The organism is Streptomyces sp. NBC_00212, assembly GCF_045206365.1.
In the GTDB taxonomy this organism is placed as follows: domain Bacteria; phylum Actinomycetota; class Actinomycetes; order Streptomycetales; family Streptomycetaceae; genus Streptomyces.
In genome coordinates this window covers 1788819-1812481 of sequence record NZ_CP108115.1, presented here as the reverse complement: position 1 = coordinate 1812481, position 23663 = coordinate 1788819, and the positions used below count along the sequence as shown (strand labels likewise).

The window sequence follows — 23663 nt, the reverse complement described above, 5'->3', positions numbered from 1 at the left end:
GCGGTCGACGGTCAGTCGACGATGGTGACCTCGCCGTCGCGGAAGGCGCGGTAGGGCACTCCTTCGCGGTCGTAGTGCTCCACGACGTGCTCGATCGGCTCGCTCTCGGGGACCGGTGAGCGGTAGTGGGGAACGAAGGCGTAGTCCAGGAGGCCGAGGCCGTCCCAGAGCGTCGGCAGGCCGTAGGCGGTGACGGCGTCGGCGGGGTCGTCGACGAGTTCGAGACCGCGCAGGCTGGGCGACAGGACGCAGGCGCCCGCGCTCCAACCGGCGTAGACGAGGGTGTCGCGGCGCAGCATGCCGGTCAGGGTCTTGTCGGCACCGCTGAGGGCCATGGCCAGCCGCAGGACGAACGGGTTGCCGCCATGGACCCAGACGACGCCGAAGCCGGACAGACGCTCGGCGAGTGTGCCCGCATCACCGAAGTGGTCCCGCAGGTCCACCTCGGTTGCCTGGTAGCCACGGTCACGCAGCATCGCGACCTCTCGGCCGGTGGCCTGCTGTCTCTGCGGGGCGGGAAGTGCGTCCAGCGCGTTGCCGACGACGGCTGCGGTCCGGGCACCTTTGACGAGGTCGTCCAGCAGCTCGGGGGCGTCCCCGAGTTTCCAGGAGGAAAGGAACAAACGCATGGTCCTGCTCTCGTGACAAGGAGGGGCGCAGGGGAAGATCAGGCGGAGACGGTGAGGACGATCTTTCCGGTGGTACGGCCGGTCTCGCCGATCTCATGGGCCTTGGCCGCCTGTTCGAGCGGCAGGACCGTGTCGATGCGCACCCGCAACAGGCCGGATCCGGCGAGGGAGGCGATCTCCTTCATCCCCGCCTGGTCGGCTTCGGTGATCATGAAGGTGGAGCGGAGTCCGAGAGCTCGGGCCTCGGCCGCCAGGTGCGCCTCGGCGGGGGAGGCGAGCGAGACGATGATGCCGCCCGGGCGCAGGGTCCGGAGGGAGCGCGGCCCGTAGTCACCACCGATGGTGTCGATCACGACGTCGATGGCGCGGGCGGCGGTGGTGAAGTCGGTACGGGTGTAGTCGATGACCTCGTCAGCGCCCAGTCCTCGTACGAAGTCGTGGTTGGCGGCGCGAGCGGTGCCGACGACATGCGCGCCACGCGCCTTGGCGATCTGGACGGCCAGGTGTCCGACGCCACCCGCCGCGGCATGGATCAGCACGCGTTGCCCGGGACGGACGTCGGCCGTGTCGACCAGGGCCTGCCACGCGGTGAGCGCGGCCAGGGGGAGCGCGGCGGCCTCCACGTGGGAGAGCCTCGGCGGCTTGATGGTCAGGTGCCGGGCCGGGGAGACCACGTACTCGGCGTAGGTCCCGGCAGGGGCCGGCTGGCGCGGCATGCCGAACACTTCGTCGCCGGGCTGGAACAGGCCGACACCCGGTCCGGTGGCTTCGACCACGCCGGACACGTCCCAGCCCAGGCGGATTGGAGCAGCGCCCGCCAGCCCGCCGGTGGCCCGGTGCCACCAGTCGGTCGGGTTCACCCCTGCGGCACGCACCCGGACGAGCACTTCGGCGGGGCCGGGCACCGGGCGCGGTGTCTCAATGATCTTCAGGACGTCCGGTCCGCCGAGGGAGTCCTGACCGATGGCACGCACAGTGAAGTTCCTTTGTGTCTGGCACGCCGTCCGTCGTGGTCCGGCCGTGCGGGTGGAAAGCGCAGAGGCTTCGGGCTCGGGAGGGCGGGCCCGGAGGGAGGAGCAGGCGTCGCCGACGGTCCCGCGGAAGGGGGCGGTTCGGTTCGGTTTTCCCTCGCCGCTTCCAGCGGCAGCCGGAAGGCAGTTCACCCGGGGAAGGCCCCCGGGTGAGGGTCGGAAATGCCAGGTGATGGTGGCCTGTTCAGACTCCTACGGGTCTGATGCGCCAACAAGCTGACATAGTGCAACGGTCGTTTAGGTGGATTTAACGTCCGGAGGATCGAGTGCTGGAGCGGCTTGAACTGGAGGCGTTCCTGACGCTGTCCGAGGAGTTGCACTTCGGCCGCACGGCCGACCGTCTGCACGTGACCACCGCCCGGATCAGCCAGACCATCAAGAGGCTGGAACGCCACATCGGTACGCCGCTGTTCGAACGCAGCAGCCGTCATGTCCGCCTCACCGAGGCCGGTCGGCTGCTGCACGACGATTTGCGCCCGGCCTACGACCAGATCGAGGCCGGGCTGGAGAAGGCGACCAACGCCGCGCGCGGTGTCGGAGGCGTGCTCCAGGTTGGGTTCCTCGGCGCCGCCGCCGGACAGCTCATGGTCCAGGCCGCCCAGCTGTTCGACCGACGTCACCCCGGCTGGCGGGCCCGGCCCAGGGAAATGCAGATCGTCGACGGCCTCCGGCGGTTGCGCGCAGGCGATGTCGACCTCCTGGTCGTGAGCCTGCCGCACCACGAACCCGACATGGTCACCGGGCCGGTCCTGTTCTCCGAACCCCGCGTGCTGGGAGTGTCGTCCCGGCACCCGCTCGCCCGCCGTGACAGCGTTTCGCTGGAAGACCTGGTCGCGGTCAAAATGCTGCAGGTGGCCGGAGCGTTCCCCGACTACTGGCGCGCGGACCGCACACCCCACCTGACGCCCGCAGGCCGCCCCGTCGAACCGGGCCCGCAGTTCGAAACGCTCCAGGAAGCCCTGGCTCTGATCGACGCCGGCGAAGGTGCTTTCGTGATGGGCGCCCAGGTGTCGCGCTTCTACGCGCGCCCCGGCGTCGCCTATCTCCCGCTGAGCGATGCACCGCCTCTGGAATGGGCACCTACCTGGCTTGTCACCAACACCGCACCTCAGATACACGCCTTCAACCAGGCTGCCCAGAACGTCGCCGTCCGAGCCTCTCCCGCCGTTCGCAACTGACGCCGATCCGTGCACCGGTTCTGGAAGGGCGTACCTCTTGAGTGTGTTCGGTGGCACGCCGACGAGGCACGGCGGTCACCGGAGAACGCGGGCGTCGTGGTCGGGCACCGGAGCCGCAGCCTTCGGGCCGCGAGCCGGAGCAAGTTCCTTGAGGCGCCTGCCGATAAGGACGAACAGCAGGACGAGCCCGGCCGTGAGAAGGATGTGGCCGAGGCCGGCGGCCAGCGAGACCTCCACCGGCACGGGACGACCGAGAAGCGTCTGGCTGCCGTGGACGAACATCATGGCGACGGAGAGGACGACGCCCGCGTTGTAGACCCAGAAGAATGCGGTGAACAGCCCGGCCCCAGACGGTTCGAACAGTTTGTCAAGGGCCAGGACGACAAGGAAGGCCAGCATGCCCAGCGCGAGCAGATGCGTGTGTACGAGTGCGAGCTGGGTTCGCCCGCCGAAGCCGTGGAGCTTGGTGAACTCCCGGTGGTACAGCCCGGATACCACCCCAAAGATCACGTAGAGGTGTGCTGCGTGGTAGGACTTTCGGGAGGAAGTCTGCGAGGGGCAGCTGGTAGGGCGGGCCACTGAGCAGTCCGTCGATGCCGGTCACGGGCGGACGGAGAGTCGACTCGTCGTTGTCCCGTCCAGCGTAGGTTCGGTGCCGGTTCGGACGAAGTCTCCCGGGAGCGGTCGGGGCATGCGGTGGCGCTGAGGGCAGTGGGACGGTTGCGTAGCACCGTTCGGGGCGGGGGTCTGACTCATGACTTTTTTGACCGAAGTGTCTTGTCACAGGCATGTCGACTGCCGTTGTGGATGGTGCCTGCTGTAACCGAGCCACAGGGCGTGTCCCCCCATAGGGGCCTTGCCGTCTTTCAGGCGCCATCACGGTTCAGACCGCCCGACCGGCAGGTGCCAGCCACCCAGCACATCACCACGCGGGAGGCGGACCAGCATGACGACCAGACAGCGCAGCACCTCTTCCGCCAGTACGGGCCCGCCCGCTCGGGGTGAGGTCGTCCTGGGCGTGGACACGCACGGCGAGGTTCATGTCGCCGCGGTGGTCGGCCCACTGGGCCAGATCCTGGGCACCAAGTCCTTTCCGGCCACGGCGGTCGGATACCCGTCGGTTGCTCGCCTGGGCCCGCGAGTTAGGGACGGTGCGGCGGGCCGGGGTGGAGGGCACCGGTACCTTCGGCGCGGGCCTGTCGCGTTACCTGCTGGCGCAGCAGGTCGTGGTGTTCGAGGTGAACCGGCCCGACCGCTCGGCCCGCCGTCTGCTCGGGAAGTCGGACCCGCTCGACGCCCAGGCTGCCGCGCGGGCCGTGCTCAGCGGTCGCGCCCAGGCCCGCGCCAAGACCGGCGACGGCCCGGTGCAAAGTGCTCGGATGTTCAAAATCGCCAAGGATTCCGCGGTCAAGGCCCGCACCCAGGCGATCAACCAGCTCAAGGCCGTCCTGGTCGTAGCCGACCCAGCCCTGCGGGAACGGCTGTCCGGCCTGGGCAACCGCGAACTGTTCCGCACCTGCGCACGCCTCAGCTCGCGTGAGGGCGAGGCCGGCGGGAGCGATGAGGACCCTGTAGCTGAGGCCACTCTCATGACGCTGAGCATGCTGGCTCAGCGCATCGAGCAGCTCACCGGGCAGATCGATGAGCTGAATCAGCGACTGACCGGGCTCGTTGAACGCCATGCCCCGCAGCTGCTCGCGCCGGTGGGTATCGGCCCGGACTCCGCTGCCACGCTCCTGATCACCATGGGCGACAATCCCGAGCGGCTGAGCACCGAGGCGTCTTTCGCCGCGCTGTGCGGAGTGAGCCCCATTGAGTACTCCTCGGGCGGCCGGACCTCGCGCCGGCTCAACCATGGTGGCGACCGGCAGGCGAATGCAGCCCTGCACCGCATCGTGTTCACCCGGCTGCGCCACGACCCGCGCACCCAGGCGTACTACGAACGCCGCACCCAGGAGGGCAAAACGCGGCGTGAGATCATCCGATGCCTCAAGCGATATGCCGCCCGCGAGGTCTTCAACCTGGTCAGAACGGTCTCTACTGACCCCCCGTTATAGGGGCGTCGGTGACTGATGAGAGGGTCGGGCGGGTGAGCGAGACACCGAAGAACACCCTGCAATACCGCGTTGACGGGCCAGAAGACGCCCCGGTCCTGGTCATGGGCCCCTCACTGGGTACCACATGGCACAGGTAGGCGAAGGCGTCTTTTGGCGTCTACGTGGTCCAGGGCGGGAGTGTTTGCCCTGATTGGGGCCTTGTGGTTCAGGTGCGTCGACGCTGTTCGTGACATTCGTGTGATCGCTGTGACTGATGTGGACCCCCGCCGGCTTGTTTTCGCGGGGGTCTCTCGTGCGTCGGCCGGGGCCGGGGAGCGAGCGCGCTCCGCGGCTTGGCCCGGATCTGGCGAGGTCGCTTTGCGCCGCTTCCTATGGTCGGGCGTTACCTATGACCGCCTGCTCGACTTCCTGACAGGGGGCTCGTGCCCCTTCCGGTGTTCAGGCGTGTCGTCTGCCGCATCGGGCCTGCTCCCGGTCCGGTCATCGGTAGGCCAGCCCCGGACGCCCAGGCGCTCCAACGGCTGAGGTCCGCGCCTCGCACCGGCGGTGGCTGGTGCGGCGACCGGACGCACCCGCACGTGAAGTCTTGGTTTGGGCGAGGGGCATTCAGAAGTCGGTGCCCAGTACAGCGAGGGGGCGCCGGTCGAGCTGAGCGATGCGGACCTTCTCACGCAGCCAGTGGGCGGCATCACCTTCCTGTTCGAGCAGGAGGACGAGTTCTCGTAGTTCACCGAGAATGATCACTCGCTGGTTCAGGGCCCGCTCGCTTTCCTTGATCGCCGGCCCGGTGAACCCGGAGGCCGATATGAACAGCGCGCGGACTTCCGAACGTCCGTAGACCCGAACGAGATGGCGGCTCATCGCGTTGATCTCGACAGGCTTACCCCGCCACTTGATCTCCACGAGATACTGGGATCCGTCCTTTTCCAGCGCGCCGTCGATCTGCTCGGCCACCTGGCCATCCTCGTTGCGCAGGATAAAGGATTCCCTGATTAGGATCCCTTCGGTCTTGAAGACATCGTTCAGTACGCCTTCGAGGGCGGTGCCCCGCTTCCTTGGGTCCAGTTCGTTGAAGAGGTCAGCGAGTCGGCCTCGAAGCGCTGCGAATTCCGCATGCCGCCGAGCCAAGCGCTCCGTCTCGGCGGTGCGTGCCGCAAGCCGTGCTGCCCGTTCGTCGTCACGTGCCTGGTTCATCCGGGTGAACGAGTCCTTGACGTTCACCAGACTTCGTACGTTCGCCTGTAGTCCCTGAGCCGGTAGTCGATCGTCCGGCCACAGCGTGGAGAAGTCTTCGAACTCGATTGCCCGCTTGAGTAGCTCTCGTCGGACTTGCAGGCCGGCGTCGCCCTGCTCGTTGATCTGGCTGAGCACGGCACGAACAATCTTGTACTTGCTGATTGTTGTCCTGTCCGCAGCGAGCTGTTGCCGGTGTACGGCGAGCAGTTCCTCACTGACGCCCGCTCCGCGCAAGAATTCGAGGACTCCGTCCTTGCTTCGGCTCAGCCGTGGCACCAGCTCGATCAGCAGCTCCAACAGCTCGGGAGGCCAGTGGTAGGCGTCATCGTGGGCCATTCGACATTCGCACCTTCCACGTCGAAGCCGTGTCGCGGGCCTCTTCGGCCTGCGATGGATCTGAACAGCACATCCTTCAAACCTGATTGTGCAGCGCGCGGAGCAACTCGGCCCCGGTTTCACGTGATAGAAGACGCTCAGCTCGCGCATGGTCGGGTCCTCGCTCCGGAGAGGCGAGGGCGGCCGTCAGTGGGTACGGCCATGCATCCTGTCCTGTGCGGAGGACGTCGGCGGTGATCCCCGTCAGCGCCTTGCCTGTGAACGCCGGGCGTACCGGTTCGTCCTGAGCGTGGATGATGCCGAGCCTGCGTGGGCGGAGGCTGGTGGCAGCGAGCCTTGGCAGCCGTGCCGTTTTCAGGCGCCGACAGCGCAATCTTCAACGGCGGCCTCCGACCCAGGCCCGTGGACTACTGGATCACGCTTGGGGGAATGCCCCGAATGTCAAGCGGCTCGGTGTGGTCCTACAGCGCGGGGAGGCCGAAGTGCCGAACAGATACGTGAAACTCGTGGGCTTCGATCGCGAGCTGGACCTCACCGAGCCGGATCTTGGAGTGGCGGGCGGGGCCGTGCTCCTGGAACGCTTGTTGGCGGACCGCCGATTGCCCGTAGCCGTGCGCGGGCTCACGTGTGCGGAGATCTGCGAAAGGCTGGGCTACACGGAGCCGATGTACCTGTACCGGCGGATGGGCCGGGTGGTCGCCTCACATACCCGCAGCGACGCACAGGACCGGCACCGTGGTGGTGGGGAGTCGGATGAGCACAAGGCGTACAAGGAGCGGGCGGTCCGCGCGGCGGAGGAAGGCGGCCACCAGGCGACGGCGGAGCGGGCGAGCAAGGACCGGAAGGTTCGCAGCGACGTTCTGATACGGGGAGCGAACGGTGTCCTGCTGGGCTTCGAGTCGCAGCTGTCACCGGTCAACCCCCGGGAGATCGCAGCGCGGGACGCGGCTGCCCGACGGGTGGGGCTGGTGGATGCGTGGCAGACGGACAGCCGGGCACTGGCGGAGGCACTGGTGGTGCCGTGGCTGCGCACGGACAAGCTGCCCTTCGAGCTGATTATGCGGCGTGACAGCCCGCTCCCGTTTCGCGGTGGTGTCCGCCGGATCGATCTGGTGCGCTGTGATGAGCGGTTCCCGGGGCCGTGCCCGCGGAAGGGGACCGGGAAGTGCGGGAAGTGGCATCCGACGACGCGGCCGACGGAGGTGCCCTTTGACCCGTTCATCCGGGACGCGGCGTCCGGGCTGTACGTGCGGGCGGCGGTGAAGGTGAAGCGGACGGCCTACGAGTTCTGGACCCCGGCGGCCGACTACGCCGCCTACCGCGATGCGAGCAGGGGGGAACCTCCGCCTGCTGTAACGCACCCCTGGCAGGCGAAGAGCGTGATGGGCGAGGGCGATCCGACCTGCCGGGTGCGCATGCCGGCAGTGGACGAGGCAAGTGTTGTCCCGCTGGCGGACATTCCTGTGGCGCGTGCACCTCGGTCCATGGTGACCGACACGGCCACCGCTGGACCAGCGTCGCTGTACCGGGGGGAGTGCGGGGCAGGGGTGACGAAGTGCGGGGCGCCTGCACGGTTCTACGCGTGCGGATGGCGGTGCGACAGCCACCGGCCGGGCGCCGTTGGCGGTGCACCCTGAGCACGCGCCGCCGCAAGTGAGGCCGCTCGCTGCCAGAAACCGATGGCCTGATCCCGGGACCACGGCCACACACTCAGTCCCGACGGCTTGACTGGTCACCTGCTCCCCGATGCTTTCAGCCGCATGCTTCGGGGCCGCATTGTGTGGTCAGCTCGTTCGGATCCCGGCGCAGCTGGCGTGCGAATGGGTGATGATGACGCCGTGAGTCTGGAGCTGAGCAACTACGAGCTGACGTGGCCCGCGTTCCTGTTCGTGTCCGAGGGCGAGCGCATCCTCAAGTCGGCAGGATCCTCCTGGGAAGACCGCGCCGAGTGGCTCATGACCGAGGCCCTGTCCGGGGCGGCGGCCGTTGCGGACTTCAGGGAGAGGGCGAACCACCACGACGTCGATCCCTGGGCCAGCACGGCCTCCGGGCGAGGCCGGTCCGTGGTGGTGACGAAGCACGAATGGTTCTCCGAACTCATCAGCCGGGCTTCTGAGATCCGACCCGCGGCTGTGCCCAGGCCGTACTGGCCGCAGAGGCAGGGCCGGGGCTCGCCCCTCGACGGAAGCACCGTGCAAGACGCCCGCCGTGACTTCGCCAGGGTGGTCGGCGACTTCGCGGACAACGGCTACCTGGTCGAGCACTTCGGCGAGGAGTGCGTCGATGCCCCGGACGTGCTGCCCGACGCTTCTGTGCTGATCGAACGACGTCTGGGGATTCCCGGCCTGTGGCCCCTGGCCCCGGAGACCTGGGACGAGGACACCTTCTACGGCCTCATCGAGGTCTTCCACGACCTTGTCAGCCGTCCGCGGATGCGGCGTTACCATGACTTCTGCAACTGTGGCTGGCACCACTCGGAGTTCCACAACGGGCCGGCCCGCATCCTGTACCGCGCGAAGGTCAACGAATTGCTTCGCGCTGCCGGCACCGAGTACGAGCTGGCCGCGGAAGGCGAGGACCTCGGCCGCCTGGTCGCTGTCACTGACGACGCCCGCAGCCAGCTGATGCACCACGCTCTCAACGACAGCCCACCCGACATCACTGCCGGCGTCCGCCACGCCATCGCGCTCTACCGGAGCCGCGACGCTTCACCCGAGAGCAAGCGGTCGGCCATTTTCAACCTTGGCCGCATTCTTGAGGAGCGCCGCACCCTGATCAAGGACCAGCTCGGTAAGGACGAAGGTGCCCTCTTCGAGATCGCCAACCGATTTGACTTGCGCCCCCGCCGAGCCGACCACCGGGGCGAGTACGACGAGGCGTTCCTCGACTGGATCTTCTGGTGGTACCTGAGCACCGTGGAGCTGACCAACCGGCTGATCACGTCACGCAACGCCTCCTGACGCTCGCAGCTCGGCTGCCGAACCCGGCGTCGGAGTCCATGAGGACACGGCCAGGCTCCTGGGCCGCCTCGCACAGACTGCACATGGGTCTCCGGATGGTGCGCCGCGTCCCGTCTCGACCGAGATCCTGGGGCGTGTGGCTAGCGAATCCAGCCTCCAACCAGTGCCACACCGAGGCCGTGAGCGTGACCCAGCGGTGTCGGTCCCTCGCTTCTGGGCACTTCGGACAGGTCCACATGCGGGCACACCACCAGCGCGCCCGCGCCGGACCCGACCCACAATGACCGTGGTGCTGTGCCCGGCGCCGCGGGTGAAACGCACAGCCCATCGGGGGAATCCTCCGCTGGCAGTACTACGAGCACCGGATCAAGGAGGACAAGAACCGGCGCGAATTCATCCGGTGCCTCAAACGCAACGCGGCCCGGGAAGTCTTCCACTTTCTCGGACACCCACAGCCACAACCCTGCAGCCAGCGCAGTTGCGCCGTCGAATTTCGGCCAAGTTGCGATGAACATCCCCGGACGTAGCCGGACGTCCACGGACTGACGCGAACACAGTGAGACCTACTGAGACACACGGGGACTGGCCAGGTTCAATCCACGCCAGGTTACCTGCCTCGTTCTGCGGGCCACACTGCATCCATGACGAGCTTTCAGCAGCGGAAAGCAATAGGTGACGCTCATGAACGGTACGTCGCCGAACAGCTAATCGAGCGAGGGTGGAAGGTCGACTTCTGGGGCCAGGGGCAGCTAAGCCGGGCGCTTCAAGGCGCCCTCCAGCAGACCGAGAGTTCCATTCGCTGGTTCCCGGATCTCATTGCGGCGAAGGCCAAGGACCTTGTATTGATCGACTGCAAGGGCAGCATGACTAGCAGGCAAACGGGGCGGCACGCTGTTGAACGCGCCGCGGTGCTGGCGCATTTGCACCTCGTTGCCTGGACACACCTCCCGGTCTACTACGTGTTCGACGACCTCGATGCGTGGGCGCCGCACGACGTCCTCATAGCAGGACAGGAAGGGCCGCACAGCATTGCGGGATCGGGCGCCGCATACCTTCTGATCTCGGCCCGGGGAGCCCGTCGCTTCGACGACCTGTTTGGCACGCCCGGCGTCGCTCAGTGGGGTATTGCCTCGTAGCCTTGCTGGTTGCTCGACCGCCCTCATGCCGAAGCGGATGGCGCCCCGGATTTGACGCTCCGACCTCGTGCGCACGCCGTTGGCGCACCAGAACATCGTCGGGGTCTCGCGGACTCATCGGCCTCGTACCGCGAACCCCCCTCGGACCTCCTGTACCTGGAGAGCGTCAAGCGGAAAGTCGAACAGGTGGGGCACCGCGTCCGCCATGAGGGGCCGCAACTCGGCGAACCCGGTCAGGAACGTGGCAGGGCTGGGGGGCATTTGCCAGCGCGGTGGCCCGTGTGTGCAGCACACTGCCGACATGGGGAGATGGTCGCGGTGGGAGGAACTCGCCCGGGACCCGCAGGTGTTCGAGGACGGGGTGGCGACGCTTCTTGGGATGGTGCATCCCGGTCTCCGTCATGTGGACGGGGCGGGCGGGGACCGTGGGGTGGACGCAGCGCTAATGCTGCCGGATGGCCGACAGCACGTCTTTCAGATCAAGAGCTTCACCCGGCGCTTGAATCCTGGCCAACGCCGTCAAATTCGCGACTCGTTGGATCGGGCGGCGCAGGATGACCCGGCAGGTTGGACTCTTGTCATCCCATACGACTTCACGCCGCTTGAGTGGGACTGGTTCAACAAGCTCTGCGGCGACTATCCGTTCTCGCTGGGCGTGCATGGGCTTCGCTGGCTGGAAGCCAGATCCCTCGAACATCCCTCCATCGAGGGCCTGTTCCGCACCCCGCACCCGCTGCTGGATGTTCATGGTTTGCCCTGCGTGTCAGACATCACGCCGATGGAGGCCGGAGTGGCTTTCGGTGTAGGCGGCACGCTGACCGCCTACGTGGCGCGAGACATAGACAGTGCGCTGCGAGCACGCGTGCGTCTGGCGGGGGAGTCAGGTGGAGCGGTTCTCCTGGTGGGTGATTCTGCTGCGGGCAAGACCCGCGCGCTGTATGAAGCCATGCGAGCCGAGTTGCCCGGTCACCGCTTTGTGCAGCCGCACGCCAACGAAGTGTCCCAGCTGGTCGTGGACATCGCTGTGGCGGCCCAGCCTTGCGTGCTGCTGCTGGATGATTTGCACCGCTACCTCGAAGACGAGTGTCTTGGCGCGCGCGAGATCGGCCCACTACTCCGTTCAAAGGCCGTGCTTCTCGCGACCCTTGATGCGACAGCTTATGAGCAGTGGAGTGGCTCCGCTGTGCTGAAACAGATGGAGCCGCTCGTACTTGAACGACGCTGGAGTACGGCGGAGCGCGACAGGGCGCGCTCCTCTCAGGACCCTCGTGTGGTGCGGGCAGAACAGACCGGCCCTGCGATCGGGGTCGCCGAGAGCCTTGCCGCAGCTCCTCGGCTCTGGCGCGAACTCCGGCTGGCCGACCGCGCGGGTGGCAGTCCACGCGGTGCGGCTTTGACGTGGGCTGCCATCGATCTGGCCAGAGCTGGCCTTAAGGGACCTCTGTCTACCGGCCTCTTGCTCGACACCCATCTGCTGCACCTCGCTGACAGCGGTGGCGCCCTGCTCCGCCCGGAATCGCAGGGAGATGCGTTGGCCTGGGCCGGGAGAGTGCGGTGCGGAGTCAGCAGCATGTTGCTCCCAGCGGGGGCAGACACATGGCAGGTGCACCCTCAGCTGATAACTGAGGCCCAGCGGGCAGACGTTCCGGTTCACACGCTCGTCTGGTTCCAGGCCATGGATGGAGCTGACGACCTCGACGACATGTTCGCGGTGGCGCTCAACGCCAACTGCAGCGCTCCGTCGATCGCTGTGCTCCTCTGGCAGGCGATGGCCAACGCAGGCATCCGCCGTGCCGCGAACAACCTCGGCGTCATCCTGGCCGACATGGGCCGGCATGAGGAAGCCGAGCGCGTATACAGGACGCAGGCAGACATGGAGGACGCCAGCGTCCTGCTGAATCTGGGAAACCTGCTCTGGAAGACCGACCGCCACGAAGAAGCGATTCAGGCGCTACAGGGAGCTGGAGCACGAGGAAGCGCCGTGGCGTGGAACAACCTCGGACTGCTCCTGCGGGAACGGGGCGAGCTTGCCCACGCCGAGACCTGCCTGCGCAGCGCTGCACTGGCGGGCGCCGCCGACGCCGAATTCAACCTCGGTGTACTCCTCGGAGATGCGGGCAGGGCGGAGGAGGCCATGGCCGCGTATGAGCGCGCGAACGCGGCAGGTGACCCGGACGGCCTGCTCAACTGGGGCATTCTCTTAGCGGAGGAAGGCCGCTGGCGGGAGGCGGAACCTCTGTTCCGTCATCGTGCGGAGGCGGGAGACAGAGAAGGGGTCTTCTGCCTGGCCAACCTCCTCAAGGCGACCCGCCGGCTGGAGGAGGCGGTGGCCTGGTACGAGCGCGCGATCGGCACGGGGGACACACGCGCCCAGTACAACCTGGCGAACCTCTACCGGGATACTGACCGCCTGGACCTTGCTGAGCCCCTCTACCGCGCAGCGGCCGAGGCCGGGATCAGCGCCGCCCTGCTGAACTGGGGCCTTGCTCTTCAAAGCCAGCAACGTCTCGGCGAGGCAGAGCTGTTATTCAGACAGGCTGCAACACAAGGGCATCGCAATGCTCTTCTGCACCTTGGCGATGTGCTGCGGGAAGCCGGTCGGCCCGATGAGGCAGCGGCGCAGTGGCGACTGGCCGCCGACGCAGGAGACGCCACAGCTGCTATCGCTCTCGTCACGGTCCTTACCAGCGATGCTGACCGGCCTTACCTTCGTTCAGTACTCCAACGGGCTGCGGACGCAGGAGATCACGACGCGGGCGTAGTACTCGCAGTGCTGAACACCGCCTTGGTGTAAACCAGGTGACGACCCTGATCCTGAGCAGTTGGCCTTCTTAGCTCCGGTGCAGGGGCTTATCTCGTTGCTCAAGGTGAGTGCTCGTTGGTCGGCTCTGGCCCGATCCGCCTGCGCACACTGATGATCAGGTCGGCGAGGATATCTCTGCGGGCCTCGCGATGTCCGGCGCAGAACGGCCTCCTGGAGCGCTGTCGCCGCTGCCAGCGTGCGGCCCAGGAGGTTCCGGCGCGAAATCTGCGGTCTGCTCACTGGATGATCCCTCGTTCCTCGGCTGCACGGTGGGTTCGTGTACGGGCACTGCGGCGGGACGCGGGGCTGCCCCTGTGCGCCGCCCAGATCGCGTTCCTCGACTTGGGAGCTCATGCTCCGCCTTCTCGAAGATCGCGTACAGCGGCATGCGCTTTGGGCGTCGGCCTCCGCCTCGGTGCCTCAGCCCTGATAGCGGCGCAGCGCCTCGTGGTTCTCGGCGTCCGTGTAGTCGTCGCTACGGCGGCTCCGCCCGCTTGTATCTGATGGCGAAGAATTCCGCGGTGAGTGCCAAACGGCAGGCCGGGAACCAGCTCAAGGCTCTTTTGATCACGGCCGATCCAGCCTTCCGGGACGAGTTGCGGAGTCTGTCGCGCCGCGGGCTGATCCTCGCTTGCCTGCAGTTGCCCGAAGGCGGTGAGGAAACGGATCCGGTGGTGCGGGCGACGAGGTTCATGGTGCGGGTGCTGGCCGAGCGCATCGAGCAGCTCGGTGTACAGGCGCGGGTGGTTGCGTCCGGTCGACGTGCGGGGGTGGGAGTAGGGCCGAACATCTTCAGCGGCATGGCGGCGCTCCGACCTGAAGGAGTGTCGCCCGTGCGACTGGTTTCCGATCCCGTGTTCGGCGAAGTGAATATCACCGCTTCAGCGGAGGAACTGTCCAGCGTGGCTGGCGTGGTTGCCGAGGGCACGGGGTTCATCGGCTCCACGGCACTGCCGGACGTCGAAGTCTTAGCAGGGATCGACGTGAGGAGAGCCTCCGTCCCCGGGGTTCGCATCGAGCTCGACCTCTCGCGGCAGCTCCTGGTGATCAGCGGCAATTCCAGCGCCAGGGCGATCCTCGCAGCCAACCTCCAGGGCATGACCACGGCGGAGGACGGTGGTCACCTCCACATCGACTACTTCCCCGAGCATCCCTACCTCGTCGAAGGGTCTGTGTCGATCGTGGTCAACAGCCCCCACGGAGGGATGTCGGCTGGATGAATGGCGGGAGGGTTGACGCGGCGATCAGTGGTCGTAGGCGACCAGAGAGCAGGTGACCGGCACACCGATCCAGATGTTTGGCCAGATTCCGGCCGCTATCGCCCGAGCGCGCCGTCGAATTCGAAACCGTCATGACCACACCGGCCACTCAGGCCGCGTGACCGCACCTGACCTGGCACACAAAGCTGCATCAGCCCCGTCCCCGGTCTCACGCCCCGGGACCGCTGCTGACGAGCGCCCCGGTGTTGTGCGCCGACACCCGCTGGGACAGCGTCGCGCCGAAGGAGGTTATGTCGCAGGTAGTTCGGGATCGACGACCGGCATTAGGGCGGCAGTTCACGTACCGTGCAGGGTCCTGCTGACGGCTGCGGCGACGACGGCATGGGAGAGAGTCCGCCATCCGACTTCGCTGCCCTGGTCAAGGTCCGCCGAGTCGAGATGAGCCAGGCCCTCTCGGACCTGGCGGATCCGATCGGTGTCTCGTTCGACGAGGGCATCGAGCAGGTGGAGTACTTGCATCTTGTAGGGGACGCAGGTCACCCCCGCTTCCAGACTGAGGTGTCCGTCGGGGATGCGTGAAGCCATGTCGAGGAGGGTGGACAGGAGTGGACGGCACTCCGGCTCAGGTGAGGGGAGCACTCTGCCGTACGCCGTCATGAACGCCGTGCGGCATTCAGGTACGCCGGTGGCGACTGCCAGTCCCACCTGCAGGCCGACGTTATGCAGTGTCCGCGTCATCACCTGCGGGTGCAGCGACGACTGGACCAGGTGCCGGCGAACGTCCTGCAGGTGTTGCCAGGTGTCGTTCCACCGGTGCTGGAACGCAAGCGATTCTGCGAGGAGCGCGGTCACTTGGAGCCGTTGGAGGCGTGTGAGGCTGTCGTCCTTCAGCAGCGATTGGCAGCGCCGTTCTACTTCCTGATCCGGCATGTTCTCGTTGCTCAGCGCGTGGGTGAGGTCGCCGATTTCGGTTTGCGCCTGCATACGGTGGGTGCGGGGCAGGAGTTCTTGCAGTGACCGGAGGTCGTCTGCGAGCGCCTGCACCGCGGGTGCCGCGGCGGTTCGACCGGTGTGATTGGCGAGGATCGTCAGGCAGTTGTCGACCACCGCGGAGATGTCCTGGGGTCGGCTGTCGGCCAGTTGGACGGCGAGGTCCCGGGCTCGGCGCAGGTGTTGCAGCCATATCTCCGTCACCGCTCCGGTGTTGTGCAGGACGTCAGCGAGCTGGCTGCGGGTCTTGAGTTCCAGCAGGGGCGCCGGTTCTGGGCGGTTGAGGAGGTACGCCAGTTCGTTCTCAAGTGCCTCGCGGGCGTCGTCCAGCATGCCCTGCAGGATGTATGCGCCGGCCAGGTTGCCCCACAGGACAGCCACGTTGTCGGTGGCGATGCCGAGCCGGCTCGCGTGGCTGGCGAGGCTTTGTACGTGCGGCAGAACGGCGAGGAGATGCTCGTCGTCATCCGCGTTGATGAACGCCGTCAGCCACCCCTGGGTGTGGTAAGCGGCTTGGCTGAGAACCTCGGACGTGGTGTTGCTGCCGTCTTCTGCAAGCGTACGGATGACGTGCTGCACGATCTCGTTGACGCTGATGGTGTCGTCCACACCCTCGGGGTGGACGGTGGACCACTCCTGCTGCGGAAGCGTACAGAGGGGTTCATCGCGCTGGGCCAGCGACTCGGTCCGTAGCGCCCGGTGCATTTCGTGCACAGTGAAGGGCACTTTGGTATCCGGTTCGAAGACCACGGGATGGCGAAGGCCGATTTGGGTGGCATTTTCGCTCGACATCAACGTGGAGAAGTAGAGCAGCCACAGCGGTATCTGCCGGGAGGCGAAGTAGGCTGCCGGGAAGAGCGCATGGGCCGCGCCGGCCGACGCCGGATGCGTCTCTCCCTTGTCCAACAGACGGACCAGAGCCAACCGGATGGCTCCGACCAGCGTTTCGGGGTAACCGGCTGGAATGGCATCCGTGTCGTCCAGCGCCAGATCTCGGATCTGATCGAGGTAGCGGGCCGCTTCGCCGGGCCCCAACTCGCAGCCGGCGAGATGGCCACAGGCGAGCTCGATCGCCAACGGCCAGTACTGCAAACGCTGCGCCAGATCCGCGGCAGCTTTTTCGCTGACGGCATCCCAGTCCTGGTCCTGCCCCAGTCGAAGCCGGATCAGTGCCGACGCCTGGCCGGGCGCCATGATCTGCACCGCGACCTTGGCCCGGTGCGTTGCCCAACTGACCTGGTTCGTCGAGGTGATGAGGATGTGACCACGCCCGCTGGAGGGAAGCCACGGCTCTATGAGCCGGCGGTCCACCACATTGTCGATCACCATGAGCCAGGGTCTGACCGAGATACTGAGCAGGGTGCGCACCCGGTCTCGGAGCCCGCCACGGTCCGCATCAGCGTCCCCGTCGGCGCGGGGGCGCAGCCAGTGATGAATTCTCTGAAACGAGGCTTGCAGGGACGCGCTGCTTTCCCCGTTGATCCAGAAGATGTGGTCGTAGGAGTCCGCCACGTCGTGAACATACGCTGCAGCGACACTGGTCTTGCCGATGCCGGAGGGACCGAGCAGCGCACATTGAGTGACCACCCGCTCCCCACCGCCGGTCAACGCGGTGCGGATTTGTCCGACCAGGTCCGGCCGGGGGATGTCGGGAGGGGCTGGTATCCCGCCGACCATGATGCCCCAGTCGAACTCGCCGAGCTCGTAGGCAATCTGGAGGCCAGGCGCCAGGAGTTCCTCGCGGAACTTCGCCAGAGGGAACAATCCGTTGAATTCGCCGGACGCGCGCCGGTGGATCTCGAACGCCAAATAGTTCGTGAGGCGGCCGGCAGACTCGTGGCCGAGACCGCTGCGATGCTCATTGCGAAGCCGCCGCATCCGCTCCCGGAGCTGATCGCGCAGCTCACACCGCTCTCGAAAGTCCACCGAGATCCGTGCGCGGCGCAGACGGTTCAGCTCGTCGTCGCTCATGGACGCAGGCTCGTCGCGCCACCGGCTGCGCTCCATCAGCTGTTGCAGACGCACGCGGAGCTCGTTTACGTCGGCGGTGCCGAGGGATCGGTTCAGTTGTACGGCCTTGGGATGGAGCCGGATATTCGTGATCAGCCGATAGGTCCGCGCCCTGGGACGTGCACGGATCAATCGAAGGAGGATGCCGAATGCATCAGGAGCTGACATCTGCGTCCCGAGGCTGCCGGACTTCACCTGTGCGGCGTGCACGCTGGTGCCGTCGTCGTCGACAAGCTCAAAATCGACGGCATCGGGGTCGTGAGCATCGTCGTCCTGGGTGCTCGCGGGCTCGATCAGTGCGGCAGCCACCCCCGCGATCCGGCCTTCCGTAGCGTCGAGGAGGGCCTCCAGCGTGACAAGGTACTGATACTGAAAACCATCTGCAGCTGCCTGACCTCCGCGCTCTGCCATCAGGCGCCCCCCATCCGTACGAAGAGATCAATCTATCGGTCACGTGGACCGTTCGTTCTGCGATGTAGTGAGCGACTCTGTCGGGGATCTTGTCGGGGGAACTGCTTGCCCTGTCGCCACCAGAGCGGCCGGGGTAGGCCGTGGGATTCCAGGTAGTGCTGGAACGCTGTGGGTGGCCGTGGATGACGGGTTCTGCCGTCCGGGCCTTCGAGGCTGAGGCGTTCGATGTTGACGGCGAGTGCGGTTAGGACGTGCTGGACCTGGGTCTTGGTCAGGCCGTGGTAGCGGCAGGGCCGTGCCTGGTGGCCGTGGACGAACTCGCTCATGGTCCCCTCGATTCCTGAGCGGGAGACGTAGAGCCGTCGCCAAGCAGAATCTTCCTTCTCAGCACGGTTGCGGGCCTGGAGCTCGTGCAGCTGGCGCGGGAGGAAGTTGATGGTGCGGGCGGCGACACCACGGGTGCACGAAGTCCTGACGGGGCACGGGTCGCACTGACCCTGGGGGGCCGCGTGAGGTCGAGAGTGAGGCTGCCGACCCTCTTGGCGCTGTGGGTCGGGGAGAGCGTGTAGCCGTTGCCGGAGTAGGTGTCTGGTCCAGAGCAGGTGAGTGCGTCCAGGGTGCCGCAGCGCCTCACGATGGCGAATCCGGTAGGGGAGCTCTTGGTACTCCGTGATCGCCAGGAGCACCTCGGAGCACATCCTTGATCTCCGCTCGCGGCGATTTATGTGTTGCATCTCCCAGCACCCAGCACCCAGCACCCAGCACCCAGCACCCAGCACCCAGCACCCAGCACCCAGCACCCAGCACCCGGCAAGCGCACTGCAGCGGCTGGCTCTTGGTACGTTCTGGTGAACGACGCCGCGTTCGGTGGATCTATTGCGCTATCCCGACTGTGCTGGGATCCGCGTACCCAGACGTACTACGAGTGGCTGGCGGCCGAGGGGAAGACCCGGCGCGAGGTCATCCGGCCACCTGGTCGAGCAGGGCGGTGCCGGCGGCGTTGTCGTGGGCGGAGGCGGCCAGCACCACGACGCCGATGATCAGGCTGAGAACATCGACGGCCAGCCCTCGCTTGCGGCCGACACCTTGTTGTTGGCGTCCAACTCCGTCGTGGTCTTGGGGGCATCCGCGGCCGCGCGGACCGACTGGGTGTCGATGATCACGAGGGACGAGTCCTCTAATCGCTTCGCTCTCTACCGCACCTAGCAGCGCAGAAGTTCCTGGAAGCGCTGGTCAAGCCCGCCCTGGCGCCACAGGCCGAAGTAGTAGAACACCGCTGACCAGGACGGCAGATCATGCGGGAGGTAGCGCCATTGGCAGCCCGTCCGGTTCTGGTAGAAGATCGCGTTCACGACCTCCCGCAGGTCGCAGGACCCCGGATCTCCGGTCGCCGACCGCTTGATCCGGCCCTGCCTCCAGGCCGCGATCATCGGCTCGATCAACGCCCACTGCTCGTCCGCTAAGTCACTCGGGTGCGGATCTCTCTTCACGCCCCGCATCTCGGCATGGACATGCATGCCAGACGACCCGCCAGACGGCCCGCGCGACGATCAGTTCCACGATCGAGCGATCACGAACCGAGGAAGATCAGACTTCATGCCCTCTCATAAGGATCCGTAGGGCTGTTCTTGAGTGCCGCTGATCAGCGGTGAGAGAAGGGGTGCGGAGATCATTGCCCGGCGTGGGCTTGATCGTTGCCCGGTGCCGTGGGGGTACGGGGGATCCTTCTGCTCCAATTCATGATCACCTCGTACAGTGTGGGATGAAGTGTCCGCCAACTCGGTGTCAGGCGTGGTGAGTTGACGGGTTCCGTCTCGGGGCGGGTGATGGCTTTGGTGCTGGACAGGTTGCGGGCGAGGGCGTCGGTGTCACGGGCGCGGGTGGAGGACCTGCGTAGCCAGATCGCAGCGTTGGAGAAGGAGCTCGCTGACGAGGAGAAACAGCTGGAGCGGTGGTCGACGGCCGAAGCGGCGGTGGCGGAGGTTCTGGCCGAGGGCGAGGACGAGGTTGCCGGGAGGGGACCGTCGGCGGATGCGGGCAGCCGGGGCCCGGCCCCGGTGGCTGCTGCCGCGGCCCAGCGGCTGGTCGTGTCGGCGCCGGTGATGCGGGCGGACGGCAAGGTGCTGGCCGAGGCGAACGAGGACGTGGTCCTCGCTTTGGCCTCGGCGGGGCGGCCGCTGCGGGCCAAGCCGGTCTGTGAAGCGGTCGGCTGGGATACGGATCACCGGCCGGTGGAGAGGATGCGGGTGAAGCTGAAGCGGTTGGTCAAGCAGGGCTGGCTGACCGAGGACGAGGTGGGGCTGTTCGCGATCGCGCCCGGGGTCGGCGAGCTGGCCGAGCCCACTGCGGTGGTGGACGGCGCCGTGATCGAGGACGTGTGAGGCGGCGCCGCCGGGAGGATCAGTCCCGACGGCGCCCAGGTTGCGTGAGCGACCTTGAATCGTGACGAAGAGGCTCGCGCGTCCTCGACGATAGTGCTGTTGCAGCGTATTGGGTTCGCCGGGCCGTAACTGGGCCCTGGCCTGCGGTTATTGCAGACCGTGAGCTGGAGCCGGGAAGGCTGGGCGCACGATGCCTGCACCGTTACCGGCGCGCAAGCGGCGGCCACAGCGGGGTGTTCAGGCTCGCTTCGAGGCGGGCGATGGTGGCGACGTCGGGCCAGGTCCGGCCGTCGAGCACGTCGCCGATCGTCTGCCGGTTGACGCCCAGCAGGTCAGCGGCCTGGCGGCGGCTGAGGTGGCGCTCACGCAGGGCGTCGGCGAGGCGGCGGGCGATGGCCTGGACGACTGCTGCGGCGACGTCGTCGACGACTGCGTCGGGCCAGGCTTGCGGATCACGGGCACATTCCCGCGGCGCGCGGGAGCGCGCGCTTCCTCCGACCATGCTTCCACGCTCCTGTCCGTTGAGGTCGTACGCGACTTGGGTGGCAGCTTGTCCTGCCGCTATTCGTGGTCCATGGCCCTCGATCCGGCAACGTCTTCGGTCATCGACGCGTACGCCCCGCGCGAGCCGGCGGCTGCCTGGGATGAGGTCGGACCGCTGGTGAAGACGGTGGTGGCCGCGACCGTCGAGCGCGTCCCCTACGCGGTGGAGGACCTGCTGCACGTGGTGGCCCGCCTGGCCATCTGGGCGGAGGGCCGGGGGGTGGTCCGCGAACCGGCGGCCTGGCTGACCAACGAGACGATCGACGCGTTCGTGCTGACCGGCTGCGCGGGCCTCAAGCCCGGCACGCTGCGCACCTACCGCACATGGCTGCGGCGGGTGCGCGAAGTGCTCGTCTGGGACAACGCCGGTGAGAGCGAAGGGCTGCACCTGTCGGCTCCGCCGGCGCCCGCACCACCCTATGAAGAGCGGGAGATCGCCTCCTTGCGCACCTGGGCCGGTCAGTTGCGGCCCAGGGCAAGGGCGGACGCGTTGGCGCTGATGGCGCTGGCCGACGGCATGGGGCTGGCTCCCGGGGAGGTCGCCCGGCTGCGCGGCACGGACGTCCGCCGCACCCGGTCGGGAGCCTGCGTGCTGGACGCGCGGGTGCTCGGGCGTCTGCTGGTGGCCCGCGCCGAATGGGAGGACGATCTCGCGCATCTGGCCGAAGGAGCCGGGGGCGACTTCCTGTTCCGTCCCGGCCATAGTGAGCCGCCGCCGGACAACCTGATCGCCTCCTGGGCCTGGCAGCATCGCCCCGAGGCGCCACTGCCGGGCTTGAGCGCCCGGCGCCTGCGGGCCAGTTGGATCGTCTCCCTGATGCGTCGCCGGATCGATCACGGTGTGATCGCGGCGGCGGCCGGGCTCGCCTCGGCTGCCTCGCTCGCCCGCTATCAGCACTTGGTGCCCCCGCTCAGCGACAGCGAGACGGCCCGGCTGCTGCGGGGCAGCCGATGAGAGCGCCACCGCCCGGTCATCCGGCCTCGCGCATGAGCCGCCCCAGGCCCACGACGGACGCCCCGGCGCGCATCCCGGACTCCAAGGTGTTCCAGCTGGCCGCGTTGCTGGACCGCTCCGGCGCCCTCGACCTGATCGACGCCGAACTGACAGGACGTCCGGGACCTGCCGGGCTGGAGCCGCGGACCGTGCTGACCGGCCTGTTGCTGGCGGTCCACTACACCGGGAAGGCCGCCGTGGCCGAAGCCTGGCGGATCCTCGCCTTCAGCCTGTCGCCCACGGCCCAGGCAAAGCTCGGCATCCACATCGCGACACAGGGCGCGTGGGCGTTCTCCCGACGCCTCTACCGTGCCTTCGACCGCGTCACCACGGCACTCGACCCGGCCCGCTGCGACCGCCGGCGCCGCCTTGGACTCGATCAGGCCGCCGTGTTCGCCGCGGCCTGGGAGGACACCGATCCCGAACACGTCCGCAAGAAGACCGTGCTGCATCTTGTCTGCACCGCTCTGATCACCGCCACGGTCAAGATCGCCCGCCGTTGCGGGGCGCTCAAACACTGGCACGGCGATGTCGGCATCGACGCCACCGCACTGGCCTCCTGGCACAAGCCGCCCAGCACCCGCCGGAACCTGGCCTCTCTCGATCCCACGGCAGGCTGGCACTACAGCGGCGGGGCGAGTGAGCCGACGTTCGGGCACAGCGGGCATCTCGCCCTCGCAGCCGCCGCCCACCCGCGCCCGGGACGGGTGGCGCAGATCGTGCTCGGCCTGGTCGTCGACTACCCCGGCATGCGCACCGGAGCCAACGCGATCGCCCTGCTCAAGCCGCTGGGCGAACTCCAGCTTCCCATCGGCACGTTGGCCGTCGACCGCCTCTACACCGACGCCCGCCCCGAAACGTTCGCCCTGCCCGCCCGCGCTCTCGGCTACCGGCTCGCTCTGGACTACAAGCAGGACCAGCGCGGCGCCCAGGGCGTCCACCGCGGCGCCGTCCTCATCGACGGCACCCTGACCTGCCCTCTCATCCCGCTCGTCCTCGCGAACGCCACCCACCACCTCGACGACGCCGCCGCCCGCCGGCCGGACGAGATCACCCAGACCCGCGTCGACAACCGGAAGCCGTACTTCCTCCACCTCAAGCAGGGCCCCGACCCGGCCGGGGCGATCCGGCTCGCCTGCCCCGCCGCCGGCACCTCGCCCACCGTCAACTGCCCCCGCCGCCCAGCCCGCCGCACCCCCTCCTGGACCGTTGATCTGACCGATCCACGGCAGCGGCAGGCCCATCCGGCGGCCCGCCCCACCGTGATCACTCCGGCTCCGCCCGACCCCTTGCCCGATGTCTGCCGCCAGCAGACGATCACCATCCGCCCCGGTGACCTGGGCACGATCGAGAAGTTCCGGCAGGACCTGCCCTACCTCACCGACTCCTGGAGGGACACCTTCAAGGTCGTTAGAGCCCAGAACGAAGGGATCAACGGGATCCTCAAGGGCCACAAGATCGATATTTCCGAGCCGAAGAACCGGCTCGCGCACGGCCGCGTCGCCCAGACCCTGCTGGTCGCCCTCATGGTCACCGTCGCGAACCTGCACATCCTGGACGTCTTCTGCCAGACCACCCGCGGCGAGCACCTGCCCATCGACGCCTACGACGACGGCGCCCCTGTGACCGATCCCGACGAGTCCGGCCCGCGGCCCGACGCACGGCCCCCGCCCCGGGCACCGTGATGATCCGGAAGTGAACAGCCACACCAACCGCCGCCACGAGACGTCCCCGGTCCCGCAGCCACA

Annotated in this window: 17 protein-coding genes and 1 pseudogene; 10 read left to right on the top strand and 8 right to left on the bottom strand. The window is 67.4% G+C overall.

Translation table 11 applies throughout. The features are described 5' to 3' along the window. Positions 1–11: 11 nt before the first annotated feature. The gene (locus OHA17_RS08305) at positions 12–629 is read right to left on the bottom strand and encodes a Type 1 glutamine amidotransferase-like domain-containing protein (RefSeq protein WP_406505414.1); all 618 of its coding nucleotides are present in this window, start codon (positions 627–629) and stop codon (positions 12–14) included. A gap of 38 nt (positions 630–667) precedes the next feature. Then, entirely contained in the window at positions 668–1603 is a 936-nt protein-coding gene (locus tag OHA17_RS08300) for an NADP-dependent oxidoreductase (protein ID WP_406505412.1), read from the bottom strand. A 323-nt stretch (positions 1604–1926) separates the two neighbouring features. On the opposite strand from OHA17_RS08300, the gene OHA17_RS08295 reads away from it, so the two are divergent. Further along, complete coding sequence (locus tag OHA17_RS08295; protein ID WP_406505410.1) at positions 1927–2838, top strand: LysR family transcriptional regulator; 912 nt, start codon at positions 1927–1929, stop codon at positions 2836–2838. Between the two features lie 75 nt (positions 2839–2913). On the opposite strand, the gene OHA17_RS08290 is transcribed toward OHA17_RS08295, so the two are convergent. Further along, positions 2914–3417: a DUF2871 domain-containing protein gene (locus tag OHA17_RS08290; protein ID WP_406505408.1), complete on the bottom strand. Its 504-nt coding sequence runs from the start codon at positions 3415–3417 to the stop codon at positions 2914–2916. Positions 3418–3959: 542 nt separating this feature from the next. Between OHA17_RS08290 and OHA17_RS08285 the strand changes: the two genes are divergently transcribed. Beyond that, positions 3960–4895, top strand: coding sequence for an IS110 family transposase (locus OHA17_RS08285; protein ID WP_406505406.1), 936 nt, complete (start codon positions 3960–3962; stop codon positions 4893–4895). 606 nt (positions 4896–5501) lie between these two features. Here the strand turns inward: OHA17_RS08285 and OHA17_RS08280 are convergent. Next, the gene (locus OHA17_RS08280) at positions 5502–6467 is read right to left on the bottom strand and encodes a restriction endonuclease (protein WP_406505404.1); all 966 of its coding nucleotides are present in this window, start codon (positions 6465–6467) and stop codon (positions 5502–5504) included. A gap of 482 nt (positions 6468–6949) precedes the next feature. On the opposite strand from OHA17_RS08280, the gene OHA17_RS08275 reads away from it, so the two are divergent. The 5 genes from OHA17_RS08275 (at position 6950) to OHA17_RS08255 (ending at position 14586) form a co-directional block, all read left to right on the top strand. After that, on the top strand, positions 6950–8104 hold the full coding sequence (locus OHA17_RS08275) for a hypothetical protein (RefSeq protein WP_406505402.1): 1155 nt from the start codon (positions 6950–6952) through the stop codon (positions 8102–8104). 201 nt (positions 8105–8305) lie between these two features. Further along, positions 8306–9427 carry a hypothetical protein gene (locus OHA17_RS08270; protein WP_406505400.1) on the top strand — a complete coding sequence of 374 codons (1122 nt, stop codon included), beginning with the start codon at positions 8306–8308 and terminating at the stop codon, positions 9425–9427. Between the two features lie 641 nt (positions 9428–10068). Then, a complete protein-coding gene (locus OHA17_RS08265) occupies positions 10069–10563 on the top strand; it encodes a hypothetical protein (protein ID WP_361389861.1) in 495 nt (164 codons plus the stop codon). Between the two features lie 430 nt (positions 10564–10993). Beyond that, positions 10994–13357, top strand: coding sequence for a tetratricopeptide repeat protein (locus OHA17_RS08260; RefSeq protein ID WP_361389859.1), 2364 nt, complete (start codon positions 10994–10996; stop codon positions 13355–13357). Positions 13358–13869: 512 nt separating this feature from the next. Continuing rightward, positions 13870–14586: a hypothetical protein gene (locus tag OHA17_RS08255; RefSeq protein WP_406505398.1), complete on the top strand. Its 717-nt coding sequence runs from the start codon at positions 13870–13872 to the stop codon at positions 14584–14586. A gap of 336 nt (positions 14587–14922) precedes the next feature. Here the strand turns inward: OHA17_RS08255 and OHA17_RS08250 are convergent, their stop codons facing one another. From OHA17_RS08250 to OHA17_RS08240, 3 genes and pseudogenes are all read right to left on the bottom strand, one after another. Beyond that, positions 14923–17997: an NB-ARC domain-containing protein gene (locus OHA17_RS08250; protein ID WP_406505396.1), complete on the bottom strand. Its 3075-nt coding sequence runs from the start codon at positions 17995–17997 to the stop codon at positions 14923–14925. Between the two features lie 32 nt (positions 17998–18029). Then, positions 18030–18695, bottom strand: coding sequence for a transposase (locus OHA17_RS08245; protein ID WP_406505394.1), 666 nt, complete (start codon positions 18693–18695; stop codon positions 18030–18032). Positions 18696–18963: 268 nt separating this feature from the next. Beyond that, positions 18964–19496 (bottom strand): annotated as a pseudogene (locus tag OHA17_RS08240) (transposase); the annotation flags it as partial. A gap of 381 nt (positions 19497–19877) precedes the next feature. On the opposite strand from OHA17_RS08240, the gene OHA17_RS08235 reads away from it, so the two are divergent. Next, positions 19878–20378 (top strand): hypothetical protein, encoded by a 501-nt coding sequence (locus OHA17_RS08235; RefSeq protein ID WP_406505392.1) that lies wholly within the window; start codon positions 19878–19880, stop codon positions 20376–20378. Between the two features lie 202 nt (positions 20379–20580). On the opposite strand, the gene OHA17_RS08230 is transcribed toward OHA17_RS08235, so the two are convergent. Continuing rightward, the gene (locus OHA17_RS08230; RefSeq protein WP_406505390.1) at positions 20581–20880 is read right to left on the bottom strand and encodes a helix-turn-helix transcriptional regulator; all 300 of its coding nucleotides are present in this window, start codon (positions 20878–20880) and stop codon (positions 20581–20583) included. A gap of 72 nt (positions 20881–20952) precedes the next feature. On the opposite strand from OHA17_RS08230, the gene OHA17_RS08225 reads away from it, so the two are divergent. Beyond that, the gene (locus OHA17_RS08225) at positions 20953–21876 is read left to right on the top strand and encodes a hypothetical protein (RefSeq protein WP_406505388.1); all 924 of its coding nucleotides are present in this window, start codon (positions 20953–20955) and stop codon (positions 21874–21876) included. A gap of 32 nt (positions 21877–21908) precedes the next feature. Beyond that, positions 21909–23600 (top strand): hypothetical protein, encoded by a 1692-nt coding sequence (locus tag OHA17_RS08220; RefSeq protein ID WP_406510945.1) that lies wholly within the window; start codon positions 21909–21911, stop codon positions 23598–23600. Positions 23601–23663: the final 63 nt, after the last annotated feature.

Bases quoted from the DNA above. Each gene is read 5' to 3' on its own strand.
- OHA17_RS08305 (WP_406505414.1), bottom strand. From the start codon at position 629: ATGCGTTTGTTCCTTTCCTCCTGGAAACTCGGGGACGCCCCCGAGCTG.
- OHA17_RS08280 (WP_406505404.1), bottom strand. From the start codon at position 6,467: ATGGCCCACGATGACGCCTACCACTGGCCTCCCGAGCTGTTGGAGCTG.
- OHA17_RS08265 (WP_361389861.1), top strand. From the start codon at position 10,069: ATGACGAGCTTTCAGCAGCGGAAAGCAATAGGTGACGCTCATGAACGG.
- OHA17_RS08255 (WP_406505398.1), top strand. From the start codon at position 13,870: ATGGCGAAGAATTCCGCGGTGAGTGCCAAACGGCAGGCCGGGAACCAG.
- OHA17_RS08250 (WP_406505396.1), bottom strand. From the start codon at position 17,997: ATGGCAGAGCGCGGAGGTCAGGCAGCTGCAGATGGTTTTCAGTATCAG.
- OHA17_RS08245 (WP_406505394.1), bottom strand. From the start codon at position 18,695: ATGTGCTCCGAGGTGCTCCTGGCGATCACGGAGTACCAAGAGCTCCCC.
- OHA17_RS08230 (WP_406505390.1), bottom strand. From the start codon at position 20,880: ATGGTCGGAGGAAGCGCGCGCTCCCGCGCGCCGCGGGAATGTGCCCGT.
- OHA17_RS08225 (WP_406505388.1), top strand. From the start codon at position 20,953: ATGGCCCTCGATCCGGCAACGTCTTCGGTCATCGACGCGTACGCCCCG.
- OHA17_RS08220 (WP_406510945.1), top strand. From the start codon at position 21,909: ATGAGCCGCCCCAGGCCCACGACGGACGCCCCGGCGCGCATCCCGGAC.